At 46.0% G+C, this 19,768-nt stretch carries 18 protein-coding genes; 11 read left to right on the plus strand and 7 right to left on the minus strand.

From position 1 onward, the window contains the following. The first annotated feature begins 30 nt into the window (after positions 1-30). Positions 31-1,890 carry a peptidylprolyl isomerase gene (gene ppiD / locus KIV41_RS16920; protein ID WP_285337058.1) on the plus strand — a complete coding sequence of 620 codons (1,860 nt, stop codon included), beginning with the start codon at positions 31-33 and terminating at the stop codon, positions 1,888-1,890. A gap of 143 nt (positions 1,891-2,033) precedes the next feature. Beyond that, entirely contained in the window at positions 2,034-2,321 is a 288-nt protein-coding gene (locus tag KIV41_RS16925) for a helix-hairpin-helix domain-containing protein (RefSeq protein ID WP_029560945.1), read from the plus strand. An 84-nt stretch (positions 2,322-2,405) separates the two neighbouring features. Here the strand turns inward: KIV41_RS16925 and rrtA are convergent, their stop codons facing one another. After that, positions 2,406-2,957, minus strand: coding sequence for a rhombosortase (gene rrtA / locus KIV41_RS16930; RefSeq protein WP_038887521.1), 552 nt, complete (start codon positions 2,955-2,957; stop codon positions 2,406-2,408). 3 nt (positions 2,958-2,960) lie between these two features. Here rrtA and KIV41_RS16935 point away from each other — a divergent pair, with 3 nt between their 5' ends. Further along, positions 2,961-3,578: a tRNA-uridine aminocarboxypropyltransferase gene (locus tag KIV41_RS16935; protein WP_010447014.1), complete on the plus strand. Its 618-nt coding sequence runs from the start codon at positions 2,961-2,963 to the stop codon at positions 3,576-3,578. Between the two features lie 12 nt (positions 3,579-3,590). Here the strand turns inward: KIV41_RS16935 and KIV41_RS16940 are convergent, their stop codons facing one another. From KIV41_RS16940 to KIV41_RS16950, 3 genes are all read right to left on the minus strand, one after another. Next, positions 3,591-4,925 carry an anti-phage deoxyguanosine triphosphatase gene (locus KIV41_RS16940; protein ID WP_285337066.1) on the minus strand — a complete coding sequence of 445 codons (1,335 nt, stop codon included), beginning with the start codon at positions 4,923-4,925 and terminating at the stop codon, positions 3,591-3,593. A gap of 3 nt (positions 4,926-4,928) precedes the next feature. Then, complete coding sequence (yfbR, locus tag KIV41_RS16945) at positions 4,929-5,513, minus strand: 5'-deoxynucleotidase (RefSeq protein ID WP_010447019.1); 585 nt, start codon at positions 5,511-5,513, stop codon at positions 4,929-4,931. A gap of 114 nt (positions 5,514-5,627) precedes the next feature. Beyond that, positions 5,628-6,842, minus strand: a complete 1,215-nt coding sequence (locus tag KIV41_RS16950) for a pyridoxal phosphate-dependent aminotransferase (protein ID WP_010447021.1) — start codon at positions 6,840-6,842, stop codon at positions 5,628-5,630. A gap of 216 nt (positions 6,843-7,058) precedes the next feature. On the opposite strand from KIV41_RS16950, the gene KIV41_RS16955 reads away from it, so the two are divergent. The 7 genes from KIV41_RS16955 to KIV41_RS16985 all read left to right on the plus strand — a co-directional run bounded on the left by KIV41_RS16955 (position 7,059) and on the right by KIV41_RS16985 (position 14,679). Continuing rightward, entirely contained in the window at positions 7,059-8,366 is a 1,308-nt protein-coding gene (locus KIV41_RS16955) for an isochorismate synthase MenF (protein ID WP_010447023.1), read from the plus strand. After that, entirely contained in the window at positions 8,363-10,069 is a 1,707-nt protein-coding gene (menD, locus tag KIV41_RS16960) for a 2-succinyl-5-enolpyruvyl-6-hydroxy-3-cyclohexene-1-carboxylic-acid synthase (protein ID WP_285337060.1), read from the plus strand. Before KIV41_RS16955 ends, menD begins: the two co-directional genes overlap by 4 nt. After that, the gene (gene menH / locus KIV41_RS16965) at positions 10,056-10,850 is read left to right on the plus strand and encodes a 2-succinyl-6-hydroxy-2,4-cyclohexadiene-1-carboxylate synthase (protein WP_285337061.1); all 795 of its coding nucleotides are present in this window, start codon (positions 10,056-10,058) and stop codon (positions 10,848-10,850) included. Before menD ends, menH begins: the two co-directional genes overlap by 14 nt. A 26-nt stretch (positions 10,851-10,876) precedes the next feature. Further along, positions 10,877-11,743 (plus strand): 1,4-dihydroxy-2-naphthoyl-CoA synthase, encoded by an 867-nt coding sequence (gene menB, locus KIV41_RS16970; protein ID WP_005382318.1) that lies wholly within the window; start codon positions 10,877-10,879, stop codon positions 11,741-11,743. A 130-nt stretch (positions 11,744-11,873) separates the two neighbouring features. Then, the gene (menC, locus tag KIV41_RS16975) at positions 11,874-12,863 is read left to right on the plus strand and encodes an o-succinylbenzoate synthase (RefSeq protein WP_285337062.1); all 990 of its coding nucleotides are present in this window, start codon (positions 11,874-11,876) and stop codon (positions 12,861-12,863) included. After that, positions 12,848-14,281, plus strand: coding sequence for an o-succinylbenzoate--CoA ligase (gene menE / locus KIV41_RS16980; protein ID WP_045392808.1), 1,434 nt, complete (start codon positions 12,848-12,850; stop codon positions 14,279-14,281). Before menC ends, menE begins: the two co-directional genes overlap by 16 nt. A 197-nt stretch (positions 14,282-14,478) precedes the next feature. Continuing rightward, on the plus strand, positions 14,479-14,679 hold the full coding sequence (locus KIV41_RS16985) for a hypothetical protein (protein ID WP_180825662.1): 201 nt from the start codon (positions 14,479-14,481) through the stop codon (positions 14,677-14,679). On the opposite strand, the gene KIV41_RS16990 is transcribed toward KIV41_RS16985, so the two are convergent. From KIV41_RS16990 to KIV41_RS17000, 3 genes are all read right to left on the minus strand, one after another. Continuing rightward, positions 14,665-15,570, minus strand: a complete 906-nt coding sequence (locus KIV41_RS16990) for a YeiH family protein (RefSeq protein ID WP_045455024.1) — start codon at positions 15,568-15,570, stop codon at positions 14,665-14,667. The two genes, KIV41_RS16985 and KIV41_RS16990, sit on opposite strands and share 15 nt — an antisense overlap. A gap of 160 nt (positions 15,571-15,730) precedes the next feature. Then, positions 15,731-17,605 carry an MFS transporter gene (locus tag KIV41_RS16995; protein WP_285337063.1) on the minus strand — a complete coding sequence of 625 codons (1,875 nt, stop codon included), beginning with the start codon at positions 17,603-17,605 and terminating at the stop codon, positions 15,731-15,733. A gap of 13 nt (positions 17,606-17,618) precedes the next feature. Further along, entirely contained in the window at positions 17,619-18,209 is a 591-nt protein-coding gene (locus tag KIV41_RS17000) for a TetR/AcrR family transcriptional regulator (RefSeq protein ID WP_010447044.1), read from the minus strand. Positions 18,210-18,468: 259 nt separating this feature from the next. Between KIV41_RS17000 and KIV41_RS17005 the strand changes: the two genes are divergently transcribed. Then, the gene (locus KIV41_RS17005) at positions 18,469-19,341 is read left to right on the plus strand and encodes a Tim44 domain-containing protein (RefSeq protein ID WP_285337064.1); all 873 of its coding nucleotides are present in this window, start codon (positions 18,469-18,471) and stop codon (positions 19,339-19,341) included. Positions 19,342-19,768 lie beyond the last annotated feature (427 nt).

Raw genomic sequence — 19,768 nt, forward strand, 5'->3', positions numbered from 1 at the left:
TTAGCTTCAATTGTGGAGAGCAGTTAAATTATGATGGATCGATTACGCGAAGGCGTGAACAGCATCGCGATCAAAATTATCCTTGGATTGATCATCCTGTCTTTCGTATTCGCAGGGGTAGGGAGCTATCTAACAAGTGGTGGCAACAACGCGGCAGCTAAAGTAGGCAACACTGAAATCAGCCGTGGCGAGTTTGAAATGGCTTACCAAAACGAGCGTAACCGTATGCAAGCTCAATTTGGTGATTCTTTCGCTCAAATGCTAGCTGACCCTGCTTATGTTGAGTCTTTCCGCAAATCTGTTTTAGATCGTATGATCAATGACGTTTTACTGGATCAGCAAGCAGAATCACTAGGTCTTCGTATTAGCGATGCCCAAATCCGTACCATGATTCTTGAACTACCTCAGTTCCAATCAAATGGTAAGTTTGACCAAGATGTTTACCAAGCATCATTACGCCGCGCAGGTTACTCTCCAGATTCATTTGCTGAGTACATGCGTAGCCAACTTGTACGTGAACAGCTTCTAAACGCACTTCAACTGAGTGAGTTTACTCTACCGGGTGAAGTACAAGCTGAAGGCAAGCTATTTACACAAACACGTGATATTCGCACAATCACAATTAATCTTGATGACTTCGCTAAGCATGTAGAACTAACAGATGAAGAAATCCAAGATTACTACAAAGCAAACCCAGATAACTTTACTCGCCCAGAGCAAGTGAAAGTTGCTTACATCGAGCTATCTGCAGAAGAACTGAAAAAGCAAATCCAAGTTTCTGACGCAGACGTTAAGCAATACTACGACGAGCACCTAGATAAGTACTCTTCAGAAGAGCAACGTCGCGTAGCACACATCCTTGTTGAAGGTGATGATGAAGCGAAAGCGCAAGCAATTCTTGATGAGCTAAACGGTGGTGCAGACTTCGCTAAGCTGGCAGAAGAAAAGTCTGACGACTTTGGTAGTGCTGAAAACGGCGGCGACCTAGGTTGGATTGAACGTGATGTTATGGACCCAGCATTTGAAGAAGCAGCATTTGCACTTAAGAATGTTGGCGACACAACTGGTTTAGTGAAATCTGATTTTGGCTACCACATCATCAAGCTTGAAGAGCTAAAAGATTCGGTTGCTAAACCATTTACTGAAGTCGCAGCTGAGATCAAGAAAGAAATGGTTGATCAAAAAGCAGTGGATCAGTTCTACGAGTTGCAAAGCGAACTTGAAAAAGTGGCATTTGAATACCCAGACTCGCTAGACGATGCTTCACAAGCTGTTGGTCAAACAGTGAAGACAACAGACTTCATCTCTCAAGTTGATGCGCCAGAAGTTCTTAATAACCCAGCAGTAATGCAAGCGATTCTTAGCCCTGAAGTGAAAGAAGATGGCCTGAACTCTGAAGCAATCGAAGTAGCGCCTGAGCACATCATTGTTGTTCGAGTTGAAGATGCTCGTGATGAAACGGTTCTTCCTCTAGAGCAAGTAAAAGAGCAAGTTATTACTGAACTTTCACGTGTTAAAGGTGAGCAACAAGCACTGACTCTAGGTGATAAAGTTGTTGAATCTCTACAAGCTGGCGATGACGCAATCCTAGCAGAAAACAAACTAGCGTTTGGTGAGCAGGAATCAATTGATCGCCGTTCTCCGTTAGCAAGCACAGTATTTGCGATGGCAAAACCTACTGAAGGTAAACCTGTGTTTGGTCAATCGAAAGACTTTGCTGGTAACATCGTTATCATTGAGCTAGATGCGGTAACTGCAGAGCTTGACGGTGAATTAGAACAGCAAGTTGCAATGCAAATGCTGCGTAGTTCAGCGCAACAAGATCTTGCTTCTGTCGTTTCTGTTCTTCGTGCTAACACGGATATCGAATACTTCGTTGTGAGCAACTAAACAAAACGAGTGTAATTCGCATGTTAAAAAAAACGGGTCGCAATAGCGGCCCGTTTTATTTTTGTCGCTCTTCACTTTTTTGATCTTTCTATATCCCATAGATTGCTTTTAAGCCAAAGATGAAGGAGGAGAAGGCAATGAAAATGAAGTGGATTCTATCAGTACTGTTATGCGTGCTTGCACCAGTTAGCCATGGAGTCGCAGCTGAGAGCAACAGTAAACATGAAGGTATTGAAATTACGGTTAATGTAAATACAGCTTCGGCAGAGGAGTTAGCGACGCTGCTGAAAGGTATCGGGTTAAAGAAAGCGAATGATATCGTTGAGTATCGCCAAGAGAACGGCCCATTTAAAACTGCGGCTGATTTGTCGAATGTTAAAGGTATAGGGTCAGCTACGGTTGAAAAGAATCTTCAGCGTATCTTGTTATAAACGTAGAAAATAATGTTCCTGCTATCCCGAGTCGCCTACTTTTATTGACTCGGGATTTTTTGTTTTTGTCTGACAGTTGATTACTTAACCAAACACTCGTCGGTGCAGGCCTCTTTCAATCAATGCCATACTCAAACCGCCGATGGCGCCGAACAAGTGGGCATCAACCGCTACGCGAGCACCAATCATGGCTGCTGTACTCGCTGAAGGACCGTAGAACTGCTCCCAAGCGACTTTAGCAATCAAACCACCTACGAGCACTAAACTGCTTCTCCTGCCGTCGAAAACCTCAGCCAGAGCCCAGAAACCGAATAAGCCGTGCAGCACACCAGACAGCCCGACATAAACCGACATATTGGTGAACAAGTTCATTGCACCAACGAAGGTACACAAAACCAGAAATACGATGGTGAAATTACGCACGGTAGGGCGGAAGATAAATCCGATCACCCATAAACCAGCCAGATTCATACCTAAGTGAGCAAAGTTGGTATGCGTGAGATTTCCTGTTACGATTCGCCACCATTCGCCGTGGCGTATATTGTAAGCGTGCCACTCGGTTAGGCTTGCCATTGGTTCGAATTGTAGTATTAAACAGATAACGCTGATGATGCTCAGCAATGTATAAAGGTTCACTCTATGTCTCGTTATTGTTCTCAGTGTGGAAAATCGCGCAAAGCTTGTATTTGCCAATGGATTGTACCGCTAGCAAACGAGGTTGAACTTATCATCCTTCAGCATATGAGTGAAGAACATCGTCCCCTTGGTACGGCAAGAATTCTCAATTTGAGCTTAAATCATTGTACTTGTCTGATCGGAGAAGACTTTTCTGATAATGATGCCTTAAATGCTTTACTAGAAGATGATGCTTACCAACACTTTATTCTTTACCCGTCTGAGCAGTCGTTGTGTCTTTCTACGCTATCTGCAGATGAAAGTGCTTCCGTTAAGAAAATACGTTTGATTTTGCTTGATGGTACCTGGAAGAAAGCCTACAAGATGTGGCAGCTATCGACTAACTTGCATGCTATACCAACGGTGAAGTTGCCAGAGAATCTGCAAGGTCATTATACGATTCGCAAAGCGCCATCTGAAAACAGCTTATCGACGGTCGAAGCGGGATACCATGCGCTGAGCTTGGTAGAGCCAGACAAAGATTTTGAGCCATTGCTGACGGCGTTTGAGAAGATGATTGAATTTCAAATCGCCCAGATGCCTCCGGGCGTATTTGAAAAGAACTATTTGAAAGGCGAGTAGCTCTTCCTTGCGTTACAAAACGATAGAAGAGAACAATTGACGATGCAGCTTTTGCGCATGGCCATCCGTCATGGCCGAGATGTAGTCGGCAATCACGCGCATCTTGGCACTCTCATTACTTGCTGTTCGCCAAAGCTCTTGAGTGTGTTTTGGCAATAAACGCTCCGGATCAGCGCTCAGAGCTTCAAATACATCCATGATGATTTGCTGGCCTTTATACTCAACAATTTGTACCTGATGTACTTGGATTACGTACTGGCTAACAAAGCTTTTAAGTACATCGAGTGCTTTAGCCATATGTGGCTCTAAACAAGCATTCCATGCGAGTAGCGAGTTATTAAATGGTACATCAACGACCTTGATGGAAATGCTGGTTAATAGCGCATTTACCATACCGCCAATCGCGTCTTTACGTTCATGGTGTTTACCACTAAACAGCATTTGTCCGATAGAACCTATGTGTGCTTCAAACCATGGGTCGCCACAATCTGCCAATTGACTTGCTGCACCTTCTTGCCATTGTTGACGAGTTACCATGCCAAGCACGATGGCATCTTCCAAGTCATGCACGCCATAAGCGATGTCGTCTGCGAGCTCCATAATCGAACAGTCGAGCGATTTGAATCGTGTTTTACAGTGCTCAAAATCCGATTCTGGACGACAACGCATTTGGCTTAACAGCGCTTTGTCGTTGTCGGTTAATGGTGCAATGACCCAATCAAACAAGTCTTTATCACAGTCGTAAATGCCTTTTGCTGGGCTCCAGTCTTTGGCTTTGAGTTTACGCTGATGCTCAACAGGTTCAGGTAAGCAAACTGCACGCGTGTGGCTGAGTAGAGCGGGGTATTTAATTAGCCCAAGCAATGCTCTTCGCGAAAGGTTCATGCCGAAGTGCTCAGTGTAGGGTTCTAGCTTGGTAACAATGCGAAAGGTTTGGGCGTTGCCTTCAAATCCACCGTGCTCACGCATCATATAGTTCAGAGCCACTTCACCGCCATGACCATAGGGTGGGTGACCAATATCGTGCGCTAAACAGAGAGAGTCGATCAAGCTGTCAGACGGCAGAAGGTCTCGAAACTCAGGTTGTTTCTTCTTAAGTTGAGCGACAATGCCCGTACCCAATTGTGCTGCTTCAAGAGAGTGAGTCAGGCGAGTACGGTGAAAGTCTTCTAAGCTGTTGCCATGCACTTGAGTTTTCGCCTGCAAGCGGCGGAATGCGGCGGAGTGTAAGATCCGCGCTCGGTCACGCTGGTAGGGGCTACGATGATCGTCACGGCGGATTTTGTGCTCATCATCATGGCGTTCTTGCCATAGGGCATCTAATTCAAACGACACTTTTCTCTCCATCAATTAGCTGATTTCATCCAGCGATAATTCAAAGCTTGGGGCAAAGGTATGTAAGAAGTATTCCATTTCAGGTGTCTTGCGCTCTTGTAGAGTAATGTCGAGGCGCTTCTTCGCTAAGGCAAATTCGTGATTGCCTGCACTCAACTCTTCAAGACACTTTAAGTAGGCACAAATGGAATCGGCTTGTTTTACAATTTTTGCGTCTTCTGCATGGGCTGAGTGAGAAAGTAGATAGGGTGCGAAATCATCTTGGAATTCTTCAGGTAACATCGACAGTAGTTTCTGCTCGGCAGCCGCTTCTATCTTTTTATATTCTTTGGCAATTTCCGGATTGTAGTATTTGACGGGTGTCGGCAAATCGCCAGTTAAAACCTCACTAGAGTCATGATACATGGCGAGAATAGCAATACGCTCAGGGTTAAGAGTACCGCCGAATTTTTTGTTTTTGATTAGGGCGAGTGCGTGGGCGACAAAAGCAACCTGCAAGCTGTGCTCCGAGACGTTCTCTGGTGATACGGAGCGCATCAAGGGCCAACGTTGGATCAGTTTCATTCGTGCGAGGTGGGCGAAAAAATGGCTTTCTATCATTGCTCTCTCCTGAACGCCAACGCACTAACTATTCGGTCAGCGGTTTTGGCATTTAATACGAAAAAGGAGCTCACTGGGAGCTCCTCTAAGCATATGAGAGTTCAGCAGTAATTACTACTGGCTGTATGTCGTTAAGAATCGCTCAAAGCGTCCGATCGCGGTTTCGAGCTCTTCCACGTGTGGTAAGGTCACGATGCGGAAGTGGTCTGGTTTCGGCCAATTAAAGCCAGAACCTTGCACCAACAGTACTTTCTCTTGCTTCAAGAAATCCAACACCATCTGTTGGTCATTCTTAATGTTGTACATCTTAGTATCGATTTTCGGGAACAGATACATTGCACCTTTTGGCTTCACACAGGAAACACCAGGGATCTGGTTGATCAGCTCGTAAGCGCGGTTTCGTTGTTCAAGTAGGCGACCACCCGGTAGGATTAACTCGTTAATGCTTTGGTAGCCACCCAACGCGGTCTGAATCGCATGCTGCATTGGAACGTTGGCACATAGACGCATCGAAGACAGCAGTTCAAGACCGTTAATGTAGCCTTGTGCTAAGTGCTTAGGGCCAGTTAAGAACATCCAGCCACCACGGAAACCACAAACACGGTACGCTTTTGATAGACCATTAAAGGTCATTACCAATACATCTTCGGTTAGCGTGGCAACGGAAGTGTGTGTGGCGCCGTCATAAAGCACTTTGTCGTAAATTTCATCTGCAAAAATGATCAACTTGTGCTGACGTGCAATCTCAATCACTTCCAACAAGAAGTCACGACTGTAAACCGCACCTGTTGGGTTGTTCGGGTTGATCAGAACAATGCCACGTGTTTTTGGTGTGATTTTCTTTTTGATGTCTTCTAGATCTGGGTACCAGTCTGCGCCCTCGTCACATAGGTAGTGAACCGGTTTACCGCCAGACAATGCAACCGACGCTGTCCATAACGGGTAATCCGGCGCTGGGATGAGCATTTCATCGCCATTGTTCAATAGCGCTTGCATCGCCATTACGATCAGTTCTGACACACCGTTACCAACGTAAACATCTTCAACATCAAGGGAGCGGATGCCTTTACGTTGATAGTGCTGCACCACGGCTTTACGCGCAGAGTAGATACCTTTGGAATCACAGTAGCCTTGAGAGGTCGGTAGATTGCGAATCACGTCTACCAGAATCTCATCCGGGGCGTCAAAACCAAAAGGGGCGGGGTTACCAATGTTTAGCTTTAGGATTTTATGCCCTTCTTCCTCCATGCGCTTAGCATGTTTGAGTACAGGACCCCTAATGTCGTAGCAGACATTGTCGAGTTTTGACGACATCCCGATATTTTGCATTGCTTAATTCCTAAAAAATCGTTAATTTCTTTATTAAAATACAATAATTTGATTTTTAATAGAATAAAAATCTGTAAATTATCCGTTTGCTGGCTATCTTTTGTCCGGTTGGTATCACAGGATTTTGCAAAAGATCGCATACGACCTTGATTTGCGTAAGGTCTAAACTTAGAGTAGCCGTCAGTTACCACTATCCTCACATGTTTCGAGGTTGATTTGTCACAGTTCCATCAAGCCGTAAAGAGAATTATCGAGCGAGTTCAGCAAACGGAAGGCAATCAAACACGTTTAGTCGAGCCACTCAGCGAGAAACCGAGTTTCGCGTTTATTGACTGGCTTGAAGCACAACCACTTTTTCCCAAGTTTTACTGGCAGTCCCGTGATACTCGTGAAGAAGTTGTTGCCCTAGGTCAACTCCATTCTTTTGTTGAGCCCGGCCCTGCCTATACGATCCTTGGCGAAGGCCAACGAGTATGGGGTGGTCGCTCATTTGATGGTCAGCACGAGAAGAATCGTCGCTGCATGCCGTCCTTCTTTTTCCTTCCGCAAATCGAGTTGATTCGTTTTGACGATCAATGGTCGCTTGCGGTAAACATCTCAGAAGATAAAACCCGTACATTAGCAGGCTTACAAAAGTTGGTTTGTGATGTGCCTACGCTTGCGCCGATTTCTGCTCATATCCGTTCTATTGATCATGCGCCAACTGAGCCTCAATGGAATGCATTGGTAGAAAAAGTGCTGACTGGCATCGATAACGATGACTTTAAGAAGGTGGTTTTGGCGCGTCGTTCGAAAGTGCATCTAGACTCCATGCTTTCTGCGGCACAGCTTCTGAAAGCGAGCTATTTAAATAATCACCACAGTTTTCACTTTCTACTGAGCTTGGACAGCAAACACAGTTTTATGGGGTCGACTCCCGAACGTTTGTATTCGCGTGTAGGTCATGAACTTCATACCGAAGCGTTGGCTGGCACCATTGGTCGTGGTGGCAACGCGACTCAGGATATGGAGCTCGCAAACTGGTTGTCGCAAGACACTAAGAACCTCAATGAAAACCAATATGTGGTTGATGACATCATTGACCGTTTAACTCCGCATTCGGAAGTGGTTGAAGTGGAGCAAGAGCCTCGCTTGGTTCGCCTGAGAAAAGTGCAGCACTTGAAGCGTAATATTTATGCAGAGCTCAAGGCTGGTATCAACGGCGTGCAATTGCTTTCTGCACTGCAACCGACAGCGGCTGTTGCTGGTTTGCCTCGTAAAGAATCAATGCAATTTATTCTAGACAATGAACCATTTGCACGCGGTTGGTATGCTGGCTCGATGGGCTACATCAGTCACGAACGCGCGGAGTTTTGTGTCGCAATCCGAAGTGCGTTAGTTCTTGGGGACCAAGTTCAATTGTTTGCTGGCGCTGGTATTGTTCCGGGGTCTATTGCAGAACACGAATGGGCTGAGTTAGATAAAAAAATGTCGACGCTACTTTCTCTTATTTCAGATCACCCACCGCTTGGGGTTGCATCATGAGTGCAGATCAAGCTGTTTTAAATCGCATCTGGTCTGAAACCATCCTGACAGAATTGAACCGCTTTGGTGTGAACCACGTTTGTATCGCACCGGGCTCTCGTTCAACACCATTAACGCTAGAAGTTGCAGATAACCCAAACTTTACCATTCACACCCATTTTGATGAGCGTGGATTGGGATTTATGGCGTTGGGGCTTGCAAAGGCAAGTAAAGATCCTGTGGCCGTTATCGTGACGTCTGGTACAGCGGTGGCGAACTTACTGCCAGCTATTGCAGAAGCGAAGCTAACGGGTGAAAAACTGGTGGTGCTTACCGCCGATCGCCCGGTGGAGCTAGTGGGCTGTGGCGCTAACCAAGCCATCAACCAGCTTGGCATTTTTTCGCAGCACGTTTGTGACAGTTTGAACTTGCCGAGTCCTTCGCTAACAACACCACTCAATTGGTTACTAACGTCGGTTGATGAAGTGATGTTTACTCAGCGCTTAAAAGGCAGTGCGGTACACATTAACTGTGCATTTCCAGAGCCTTTGTACTCCAATGGAGAAAAGGGCACGTATCAAAGCTATCTTGATGCCGTAGCATCTTGGCAGGAGAGCTCGGATACTTATTGTCGCCGTTTTATCTCACTGGCTAACGACGAGCATCCGGCATGCTTTGACAAGAAAGGTTTGGTGATTATCGGCAGCTTACCTTTAGAGCAAGCACAAGCCGCCAAGCAGTTTGCTGAAAAGATGGGGTGGCCGGTTTTATCTGACCCACAAAGCGGCATTAGTTCTGATTGGGCATACTACGACTTATGGCTACAGCACTCGAAGTTTGCGAAACAAATAGAATGTTGTGATCTCATTGTTCAGTTTGGTAGCCGCATTATCTCTAAGCGCTTAAATCAGTGGGTAGAAAAACAGGCTTCGGCTTTTAAAGTTGCTTATTGGTTGATTTCGCCACGCTTGGAGCGTGACAACCAAAGCCATCTGCCACAATCTCATTGGGTCATAGAGCCTTCCGATTGGGTTGCCCAATCGCCTTGTGGTGAGTCTCATCATGCGGGCTGGGCAGCGAAGTTGTCAGAAGATATTCAGCAAGTAAGCCAAAATTCGAAAGCGTTATTTGCTTCTGATCCTCAGAGTGAACTTAATGAGATCGCTTTAGCCATTGATGTGGCTGAACGTGCTCGAGGTGTCGACCTGTTTATGGGGAACAGTTTGTTTGTTCGCTTGGTTGATATGTTTGGCAAGGTGGATAACACAGAGGTCTTCACTAACCGCGGTGCATCTGGCATCGATGGTCTGTTTGCAACGGCTAGCGGTGTTCAGCGTAATCGCAATAATCCAATGCTGATGTACATTGGCGACACATCTGCGCTTTATGATACGAATTCGCTCGCTTTGTTCACGCATACGCAGCAGCCAACGGTAATTGTGATTACCAATAATGATGGTGGTGCTATCTTCGATATGCTGCCAGTACCTGCCTCACATCGAGAAAAGTTCTATCAAATGCCGCACGGTTATCAGTTTGAACATGCTGCGAAGCAATTCGGTTTGCAATACTGTAAGCCTGAAACACTGGCTGAATACCAATCTTTGGTTTCTGAACATTTTGCTTCAGGGCAAGGCACGTTAGTGTTGGAAGTACAAACGCCACCAAATCAAGCGACTGATCATTTAAGAGCCTTCAATAAGAATTTGCATGCTCTATTCTGAACATTTTCCCGCAACTGAAATACACCAAGGGAGCACTTTGCCGACTCTGGTGTTTTTGCATGGTTTGCTCGGCAGTGGCGAGGATTGGCAACAGTGCTTAAGTGCTTTACCTCAGTATGACCGAGTAACGATTGACTTACCCGGGCACGGGCGCAGCCAATCTATTTTTTGCAGCGATCTGAATGATTGCTGCAAATTACTCAATTCCGCACTATCTTTACTATTTCCTTCGCAACAACCGCTTATCCTGATTGGTTACTCAATGGGTGGACGCATTGCTATGCATGGCCTTGCTCACCAATGTTTTCCAGATCTCAATATTTGTGGAAGCATTGTTGAAGGAGGAAACTTCGGGCTTCAAAGTGAGTCAGATAAACAGGCACGGTTCGATAACGATTCGCGCTGGGCAAAGCGTTTCAAAACGGAGCCTCTTGCCTGTGTTTTGAACGATTGGTACCAACAGTTGGTCTTTTCTTCACTAAACCATGAGCAAAGACAAACATTGATTGCGAAACGAAGTGCTAATCTTGGTTCGGCCGTTGCAGACATGCTGCTTGCCACATCGTTAGCGAAGCAATCGTACTTGCTCCCGGCACTGCAACAGCAAGCGGTTCCACTGCATTATATCTGCGGCGAAAAAGACAATAAATTTTGCCAACTGGCTGAGACAAGCGGGTTGGCGTATCGACAAATCGAAGGTGCTGGACATAACGTCCACCAAGAGCAACCACAGCGATTTGCGAGGCAAGTTAATCAAATAATTCATTCTCACTTTGAGTGAGAGCAACGAGAACAATGGGAATCACCATGGCTAAAACAGTAGGCATTTCTGAAGAAGAACTTTACGCTCCGGTTCAATGGAAAGATTGCGGCGAGAAATACGAGGACATTCATTACCACAAGTCTGAAGATGGTATCGCGAAAATCACTATTGCACGCCCTCAAGTGCGTAACGCGTTTCGTCCTCAAACGGTAAAAGAGATGATTGATGCGTTGGCAGATGCACGCTACGACTCTGGTGTTGGCGTGATCATTCTGACAGGTCTAGGTGAAGACGCATTCTGTTCTGGCGGTGACCAGAAGATCCGCGGCGACTACGGCGGCTACAAAGACGACCAAGGTACGCACCACCTAAACGTATTGGACTTCCAACGTGATATTCGTACTTGTCCAAAACCAGTGATTGCATCGGTAGCAGGTTGGGCTGTGGGCGGTGGTCACGTACTGCACATGATGTGTGACCTAACGATTGCGGCTGACAACGCTCAATTTGGCCAAACAGGTCCTAAAGTGGGTTCATTTGACGGCGGTTGGGGCGCATCTTACATGGCTCGTATTGTAGGCCAAAAGAAAGCTCGCGAAATCTGGTTCCTATGTCGTTTCTACAATGCTCAAGAAGCAGTAGACATGGGCCTAGTAAACACAGTTGTACCACTAGCGGATCTAGAGAAAGAAACCGTCCGTTGGTGTCGTGAAGTTCTGCAACACAGCCCAATGGCACTGCGTTGTTTGAAAGCTGCATTGAACGCGGACTGTGATGGTCAAGCGGGTCTGCAAGAACTGGCGGGTAACGCGACTATGATGTTCTACATGACAGATGAAGGCCAAGAAGGTCGTAACGCATTCAACGAGAAACGTCGCCCAGACTTCGACAAGTTCCCTCGTAACCCATAATCCGTATAAGAAGAGGAGCCTTTGTGCTCCTCTGTTTCGTTTTTCGTCCTGAGCGTCTCGCCCTCTGGGAGACTAGCGAGTTCTCTCGTTAAAAAGCTCAGAATATACGGCATTGAATAGGATTCGAATTATGCGTAAAGCGAAGATTTACCGTTACTGTCTACCAATGGACAGTGGCGTAATACTACGTGATAACAAGCTGACGGAACGTAAAGGTTATATCCTTGAATTAACGGACGGTGACAAGGTTGGTCGCGGTGAAGTTGCCCCTTTGGTTGGCTTCAGCCTAGAAGGCACTGAAGAAGCGGGCATTCAGCTGCAAGCGCAAGCAGAGCGCTGGGTGGCAAACTTGCCTTTAGATTACAACCACATGTATCCATCGGTTGCATTTGGCCTGTCTATGGCTCAGCTGGAACTTGAAGGCGGTTTACCTGCACAAGGTAAGTACCAAGTCGCCCCTCTGTGTAACGGTGACCCAGACGATCTGATCCCGAAACTGAACGAAATGGAAGGCGAAAAAGTCGCGAAAGTAAAAGTGGGTTTGTACGAACCGATTCGTGACGGCATGCTAGTGAACTTGTTCCTTGAATCGATTCCACAGCTGACGCTTCGTCTTGATGCAAACCGTGCTTGGACGCCAGAAAAAGCGCAGCAGTTTGCTAAGTACATTGCACCATCACTACGCCAGCGTATTACCTTCTTGGAAGAGCCATGCCGCTCTCCGGGTGATAGCCTGTCTTTTGCAATCAATACGGGCATTGCAATCGCGTGGGATGAAACACTGCAAGATGCAGTTCGCCGTGAAGATTTCAGCTTAGAAGATCTTACAGGTGTGAAAACCATCATTATCAAGCCAACGCTTATCGGCTCAGTTGATTTCTGTATTAAACTGATTGAAAAGGCGAAGACGTTAGGTATTAAAGCCGTAATCAGTTCAAGCATTGAATCAAGCCTTGGCCTAAGCCAGCTTGCTCGCTTAGCACAATGGCAACTACCTAATGAGATCCCAGGTTTGGATACTGTTGGTTTGTTCAAAGCGCAGCTAGAGCAAGGTTGGCCGAAGTGTGAACTTCCAGTTCTTCCGCTATCTGAGCAGGAGTTAGTGTGGCGTTCAGCATAGATACTATTGCGATTGCACCATGGAAATATTGGGCTCAAGTGAGCCCTTTTTCTATTGCGCTTGAGACAACCAAAGAGCAAGTTAACTGGCAGCAATTGACTGCTTGTGTTGACTTGTATTCTCGCTACCTTCAACAACTGGGTGTCGCGAGTGGAGATGTGGTGACGTTAGTCGGTAAGAACCAAGTTGAAACCCTGTGGTTTTATCTTGCTGCTCAGCAGATAGGAGCAATTGCTGCGTTGACCATGCCGCAGCCTTTTGAAGCGCTTTCAGGTAAGCTAACGACGCTATACAAGCCAACCCAACAACGTTTTGTGTGGTTTGCTGATGGTGTTGCCAGTACCTACTCTGAACAGCAGTTATCGCAACTATGTATCATCCAACTTTCGACTCTGGATAGCGAATCGCAAAGTGACGTTGGCACTTCAAACGAAGGCTACGCACATGATGCTTTAGCGTCTATTGTGTTTACCTCTGGCTCGACAGGCACCCCTAAAGCCGTGGTGCATACTCATCGTCAACACTTGGCTTCTGCTCAAGGTCTGTTAAGCGAATTCCAATTCAACCATCAAGATACTTGGCTGCTTTCCTTGCCGCTTTACCACGTGTCTGGCTTGGCGATTGTCTATCGCTGGCTATTTGCTGGTGCAACACTCAAAGTGGGGGGCGGAAATCTTGCTGAAGACATTGTTGGTGTCTCTCACGCTTCTTTAGTCGCGACCCAGCTTAAGCGTTTACTGGATGATGAAGTCAAACTGTCTCTCACGCATGTCTTACTGGGCGGTAGTCATGTTGCTCATGAGTTGGCACTGCGAGCAACGCAGCAAGGCATTGAAACTTGGCTGGGTTATGGCATGACAGAAGCGGCCTCTACCGTAACTGCAAAGCAAATCGATAGCATAAGTAACGCGGGTCACCTATTGCAAAATCGCGATATTAAGCTGATGGAACAACGTATTTATATCGGTGGGCAAACGCTAGCAGCAGGCTATTTCAAGCAAGGCTCAGTTACCTCACTTCTGAATGAAAATGGTTGGTTCGACAGTAAAGATCTCGGAGAGTGGCAAGGCGACGAACTCAAGATCATTGGTCGAGCAGACAATCAATTTATCTCTGGCGGTGAGAATGTTCACTGTGAAGAAATTGAAGCGGTACTGAACCAAATTGAGAGTATTTCACAAAGCATTGTTGTGCCAGTAGAGGATGTTGAGTTTGGACACCGACCAGTGGCTGTGATTCAAACAGAGTCGTTACTGGACAAAGCTCAATACGAACAACATCTGCAAACTAAGCTAGAAAAATTCAAATGGCCAGTGGCGTATTACGCAATGCCTCAAACCCTGTTGGGTGGGGGAATCAAAATCTCGCGCAAAGCGGTGAAAGACTGGTTGAAAAATGAAGTGCGAGACGGTGACTAAGCGTTATTGCACTTCAGGGGGAACGATGTTGAGTTATTGTGATATGGATCTCTCTGCTCGTTATAAAACATGCTGGATAGGAAGCCAACCAACTTAGTTGATTTCGCAATGAATTAGTCGAAAAGGGAATTTCGCATCCTTATAACTCTGAATCATAATCATGCTCAAAGATTAAGGAATAAAGCATAAGGTACAGGATGATCAAGTTAGTGTTGGCGGCAGCAGTGTTGCTACAAATTGGCGTGGCGATGAGTACGGAGGGTTTAACGCGCTCATTGGCTGAGTTAACTGCTTTTCTGGTCGCGATCGCCTTAGTATTGGTACACAAAAGCCAAAGCACACGAAAAGTCGAGCCAACCCAGCCTCAGAAAATCAATCAAGGTTTAGCTGAAAAGTAGCCAGCCAAGCGAGGTTGTTGAAATCAGTACCCATAGCGTTACACCAAACATCAGCGGTTTTGCGCCTGCTGACTTCAGTTTCGATACTGAAATACTGCAACCAATCAAGAACAGACACACCACAAGCGCTTGCTTAGCAATGGCAAAAATGCCTTGGTACACCACTTCAAATTGTGGGAAGAAGTCGCTGAATGCAATCGCAGCGCAGTACCAGAAAATGAAGTAAGGAATCACTAACTTACTCTTGCCTTCCTCACCGTTTCCACGGGAAAAAATCACAGCACTAACTAGCGCGACAGGAATGATCCACAATGCGCGAGCAAGCTTCAATGTTGTTGCGGTAGTCAATGCTTCTTCACCGTAGGCAGATGCCGCACCCACAACGGAAGAGGTATCGTGAATTGCAATCGCAGCCCACGTTCCGAACGTGTGCTGATCCAAGCCAATAGCGTGACCAATCACAGGGAAGATAAACAGCGCCAGAGAGTTGAGCACAAAAACCGTCGCTAGAGCTAAGCCAATTTGTTCATCTTTTGCTTTGATCGCAGGCGCGACAGCGGCAATCGCGCTACCACCACAAATCGCAGTACCAGAAGCGATTAGGTAGGCTGTGGTGCGCTCTAGCTTAATGGCCTTCGCGATCATCATGCCGATCACCAGTGTTCCGAGAATGGTTGCAATGATCAGACCAATGCCATCAGAGGTGACGGCGAGAGCCTGCTCAAAGTGAATGCCGAAGCCTAAGCCAATGATCGAATAGGAAAGCAGCTTCTTAGTAAAAGAGGCAATAGGAAGTTCGGTCGGTACTAGGCTGAAGCTCGCCAATAGAAAACCGATCACAAGCGCAATAGGAGAGGACACAAAAGGGGTCAAACAAAACAGCAGTGCCAATCCAAAGGGGATATTCTTTGTATTCAAGGGTGTCGTTCGTGGTTGTGAGTTAAAGCGTGGAGTATACAGTAACGCTTTGGGTCAGAAAGTTTTAATGAATTGAACATGCGTTCACTAAAACTAAACGCATGTTCAAGAATATGAAAATACTTGTTTGAATTTAACGCCAGTCTCCGCGGAGTGCTTTTACTTTCTCAAACATGGCTTGTGCACTGGCTTGTTTTGGATCGACTGGCGTTCCCGCTTCTATTTCCAGCTTGGACCAGAAACGTGTTGGAAGCCCCTTACAGGCACGACCTTTCGCTCGGCTAAAGTAACTGCCCCACAAGCCTTTCAATGCCATCGGAATGACAGGAACAGGGCTACGGCGAAGAATGATATCAATACCGCGCATAAACTCGTTCATTTCACCATCTGCTGTCAAACGCCCTTCAGGGAAGATGCAGACAATATGACCTTCGCTCAATGCTTTTTCAACATCACTGAAAGCTCTACGAATAGAGGTTCGATTGCTGGCTGAGATAGGAATCACTCCCGCTCGACGAAGAAAGCGTCTTAGTGGAGGGAGGTTTGCATAGTCTTCTTCCATTACAAAGCGAATTAGGCGTGGGCAAACTGCACTTAGAAGCAGAGAGTCCATGTAGCTGACATGGTTACAGACAATCAATGCCCCACCGTGTTCTGGAAGGTGGTGTAAGTTCTTGTGTTTTACTCGGTAAATAGTATGGGTTACCACCCACATCACGAAGCGCACTACAAAGATAGGAATCTGTAGAAAGATGTATGTTGCAACGAGGAAGTTAAGAATCGCCAGAAGCTCGAACAGTTGAGGTATGCTCATCTCAAGCACGCTTAAACAAACAATGCCTAATACAGCGCTGCCTACCATGAATAGAGAGTTAAAGATGTTTAAGCCTGCAATGACCTGCGCTCGTTCCGTTTCTTTTGCTCTGTGTTGCATCAAGGCATAAAGGGGGACGATAAAGAGACCGCCGGATACACCTATCATCAATAAGTAGAAGAACAAGGGCCAGAATGCATCGTAGCTAACAAACTCAGCGAAAGTATGGAAGCGAGGCAGATCGGTCGGAATCGATGTTGCCATCAAGAAACCGAAGATTGTGATACCCAGAGCACCAATAGGCACGATGCCGACTTCAATACGATGATTGGAGAGCCAATTACACGCCATGGAGCCAACCGCAATGCCCACAGAGAATAGCGCTAGAAGGAAAGAAACCGCACTTTCGGTGCCATTCAAATACACCTTAGTGAAGTTAGGGAACTGAGTCAGATAAGCCGCGCCTAAGAACCAGAACCAACTAATAGCCATGATACATTGGAAGACAATTCGATCAGACTTCGCAATAGAAAGTGTGAGTTTGGTTTGCTTGTAGGGTTGCCACTTAAATTGAATATCTGGTGCGCCAGCTGAGGCGAAGGGAATAAAGCGGCTAGAGAGATAGCCTAGTACAGCGAAGATAACGACGCAGAATGCGGCAAGATATTTGGCATTGTCTGCAGATGCGATAAGACCTGCGCCAAGCGTACCGACCAAAATCGCGATAAACGTACCAGCTTCGACTAAGGCGTTACCAGGAACCAGTTCTTTTTCGTTGAGTTGCTGAGGAAGCAGTGCGTATTTGACTGGACCAAAGAACGCAGATTGCGTCCCCATCAAGAACAGAAGTAAAAGGAGCACGCCGTAGCTCTCGGTAATAAAGCCAATCGATCCCAACAACATGATGCCTATTTCGAACAGCTTTACTTTGCGGATAAACCACGACTTCTCATACTTATCTGCTAGTACCCCCGCGGATGCGGAGAATAAGAAGAAAGGCAGAATAAATAGCCCCGCAGCAAGGTTGATGAACAAGTTACTAGAGATCGGGAGCGCGCTAGAACCAGCAAAAGCAACAAACAGCAGCAGTACATTTTTGAATATGTTGTCGTTGAAAGCGCCAAAAAACTGGGTAACAAAATAGGGAAGAAACTTTTGCTGTCTAAGTAGAGACGACTGGCTGTCAGGTGACATGAATAATCCCTTATTACCAGTTCATTAAATAATTAGAGAGCAAGTTGTCGATCAGCTCTTTTCCGTCGATAGGCTCAGAAGAGAAGAACTTATCATCCACGCTAAGTAGGGTGATACCATGTACACCAGACCATAATACACGGCTTGCTTGTAGCACTTCTTGCTCTGTCCTTTGAGGAGCAATCGCAGCTAGCAAGGCTTCTAGCATGCCTGTCATACCGTCGATGCGTTTAGCATGCCACTCAGGGAGTTCGGCGCCATTCATATTGTGTTCGAACACTAACTGCCAGCGGTATGGGTTCTGTTGAGCAAAATCGTGATAACAATAAGCGAGCTGAAAAAGCGCCTGATGTGAATCTTTGCTGTTTTTAGTTGCCTTTGTTGCTTGTTGCTGCAGCTCATCAAGTGTTTGTGCCACTACATGCAAAAGTAGCAGGTTGTAGTTACCAAAAACATTAACTAAGGTACTCGGTACATAGCCAATCATGTTCGCGATCTTACGAAGGCTGAGATCGTGGTATGAGTTTTCCGCCAAAAATTCTTGGACAGTGGAAAGAGTTAAATTTACCAATTCTTCTCGGGTGTGATCGTTTCTGCGCGCCATAATTTAATACTACATATTGAACATTGTTCAATATGATAGACAGCTAGGTAATAGGCGTCAATAAGGCAATCACGTCAGAAACCTATGAGTTTGGCAATATTCTGATACATGTCGGATCATGTAGATAGTTTCATTGTTTTATTATAGCGAGTATGATGATTCTATATTCATCTTTGGCGTGCTACTGCTTGAGATTACAAAGTGCTCAGACGGTCGGATGCATATACTTAGATACTTATCGTCAATTTTAAGGATAACGATGAAACGTTTATTTTCGATTGTTGCTTTACTGATGTTTACCGTTGCCGTAACGCCTATCGCGGAAGCGAAGAAGTTCGGTGGTGGTAAATCTTTTGGTAAGAGTTACAAAACCGCGCCTGCTCCTAAACAGCAGCAACAAAATACAAATACCATTGGTAAAGAACAAGGTGCTAAGACATCGAGCAAAAAAGGCCTGATGGGTGGTTTACTGGGCGGCCTTCTAGCTGGTGGTTTATTGGCCGCATTCTTTGGTGGTGCGTTCGAAGGTATCCAGTTCATGGATATCCTAATCATCGGTTTGATTGCATTTGTGATCTTCAAACTGATGCGCGGCATGCTTGGCGCAAAGCAGGGCAGTATGAATCAGCATCGTCAACAGCCTGCATTTGGCGGTAACGCTTCTAAGTTCGAGCAACCAAACATGCAGAATTTTGAGCAGCAACCAAACACAAACGCTGGTGGTTTTGGCGGCTTCGGTGCTCAAACTGATGTACCACACAACTTCCCACCGGGTTTTGACCAAGCGGCATTCATTAACGGCTCTCGTGAGCATTACCGAATTCTGCAGGGTGCATGGAACCACAACCAACTGCACACCATTGAAGAGTACGTTTCTCCAAGCTTATTTGAAGACTTGAAGGCAGAGCGTGCGAAGCTGCAAGGCGAGCAACACACTGATGTGATGTATGTAGACGCTGAAATCGTTCGTGCTGATTATGACGCGAATAAAGCACAGCTTAGCCTACAGTTCAGTGGTCGTTACCGTGATGCTGAGGAAGGTATCGAAGAAGACATCGAAGATATCTGGCACCTAGAGCGTGACCTTACCGTGCCAAACGCACCTTGGTTGATTGTTGGTATTCAAGGTTAATCACCAACAGCGTTCAGTTTAGTCTTAATAAAATCCCGCTTTCGAGCGGGATTTTTTATGCCCGTAGATCAGAGAATCTAAACGAATCAAACGAATGGTGAGTGGTTGAAGTTGAACTAAATAGGGTTGTTATAAGAGAAACGATGAGCCAGACAGTAGGGAATAGTGAAGATAGAACTAATGAAGGTGAGCAATGGCTTGATTCCATTGTCAGAAGTAAATCGACTCAGACTTGGATGCTCTCTTAAATTGAGGCAGATTAGAGTGCTTAGGTAACGTATTATTTAACGGGAAATCACGAACCATAGCGTTTTTACTGAGACTAGAGTTTAGCTGAGATAGTCGGGCTAAAGTTGAAAACGATAGCGATAGAACGAAAAAAGCCAGCTCAATGAGCTGGCTTTTTCAATATGGTGGAGGGGGACGG

This window comes from Vibrio sp. D401a, assembly GCF_030248515.1.
Classification (GTDB): Bacteria; Pseudomonadota; Gammaproteobacteria; order Enterobacterales; family Vibrionaceae; genus Vibrio; species Vibrio rotiferianus.

What these genes read in the sequence shown, in the direction of transcription:
- KIV41_RS16935 (WP_010447014.1), top strand. Translation starts at nt 2,961, where the DNA reads ATGTCTCGTTATTGTTCTCAGTGTGGAAAATCGCGCAAAGCTTGTATT.
- yfbR (WP_010447019.1), bottom strand. Translation starts at nt 5,513, where the DNA reads ATGATAGAAAGCCATTTTTTCGCCCACCTCGCACGAATGAAACTGATC.
- KIV41_RS16985 (WP_180825662.1), top strand. Translation starts at nt 14,479, where the DNA reads ATGATCAAGTTAGTGTTGGCGGCAGCAGTGTTGCTACAAATTGGCGTG.
- KIV41_RS16995 (WP_285337063.1), bottom strand. Translation starts at nt 17,605, where the DNA reads ATGTCACCTGACAGCCAGTCGTCTCTACTTAGACAGCAAAAGTTTCTT.
- menD (WP_285337060.1), top strand. Translation starts at nt 8,363, where the DNA reads ATGAGTGCAGATCAAGCTGTTTTAAATCGCATCTGGTCTGAAACCATC.
- menH (WP_285337061.1), top strand. Translation starts at nt 10,056, where the DNA reads ATGCTCTATTCTGAACATTTTCCCGCAACTGAAATACACCAAGGGAGC.
- KIV41_RS16940 (WP_285337066.1), bottom strand. Translation starts at nt 4,925, where the DNA reads ATGGAGAGAAAAGTGTCGTTTGAATTAGATGCCCTATGGCAAGAACGC.
- menC (WP_285337062.1), top strand. Translation starts at nt 11,874, where the DNA reads ATGCGTAAAGCGAAGATTTACCGTTACTGTCTACCAATGGACAGTGGC.
- menB (WP_005382318.1), top strand. Translation starts at nt 10,877, where the DNA reads ATGGCTAAAACAGTAGGCATTTCTGAAGAAGAACTTTACGCTCCGGTT.
- KIV41_RS16950 (WP_010447021.1), bottom strand. Translation starts at nt 6,842, where the DNA reads ATGCAAAATATCGGGATGTCGTCAAAACTCGACAATGTCTGCTACGAC.
- KIV41_RS17005 (WP_285337064.1), top strand. Translation starts at nt 18,469, where the DNA reads ATGAAACGTTTATTTTCGATTGTTGCTTTACTGATGTTTACCGTTGCC.
- KIV41_RS16925 (WP_029560945.1), top strand. Translation starts at nt 2,034, where the DNA reads ATGAAGTGGATTCTATCAGTACTGTTATGCGTGCTTGCACCAGTTAGC.
- KIV41_RS17000 (WP_010447044.1), bottom strand. Translation starts at nt 18,209, where the DNA reads ATGGCGCGCAGAAACGATCACACCCGAGAAGAATTGGTAAATTTAACT.
- ppiD (WP_285337058.1), top strand. Translation starts at nt 31, where the DNA reads ATGATGGATCGATTACGCGAAGGCGTGAACAGCATCGCGATCAAAATT.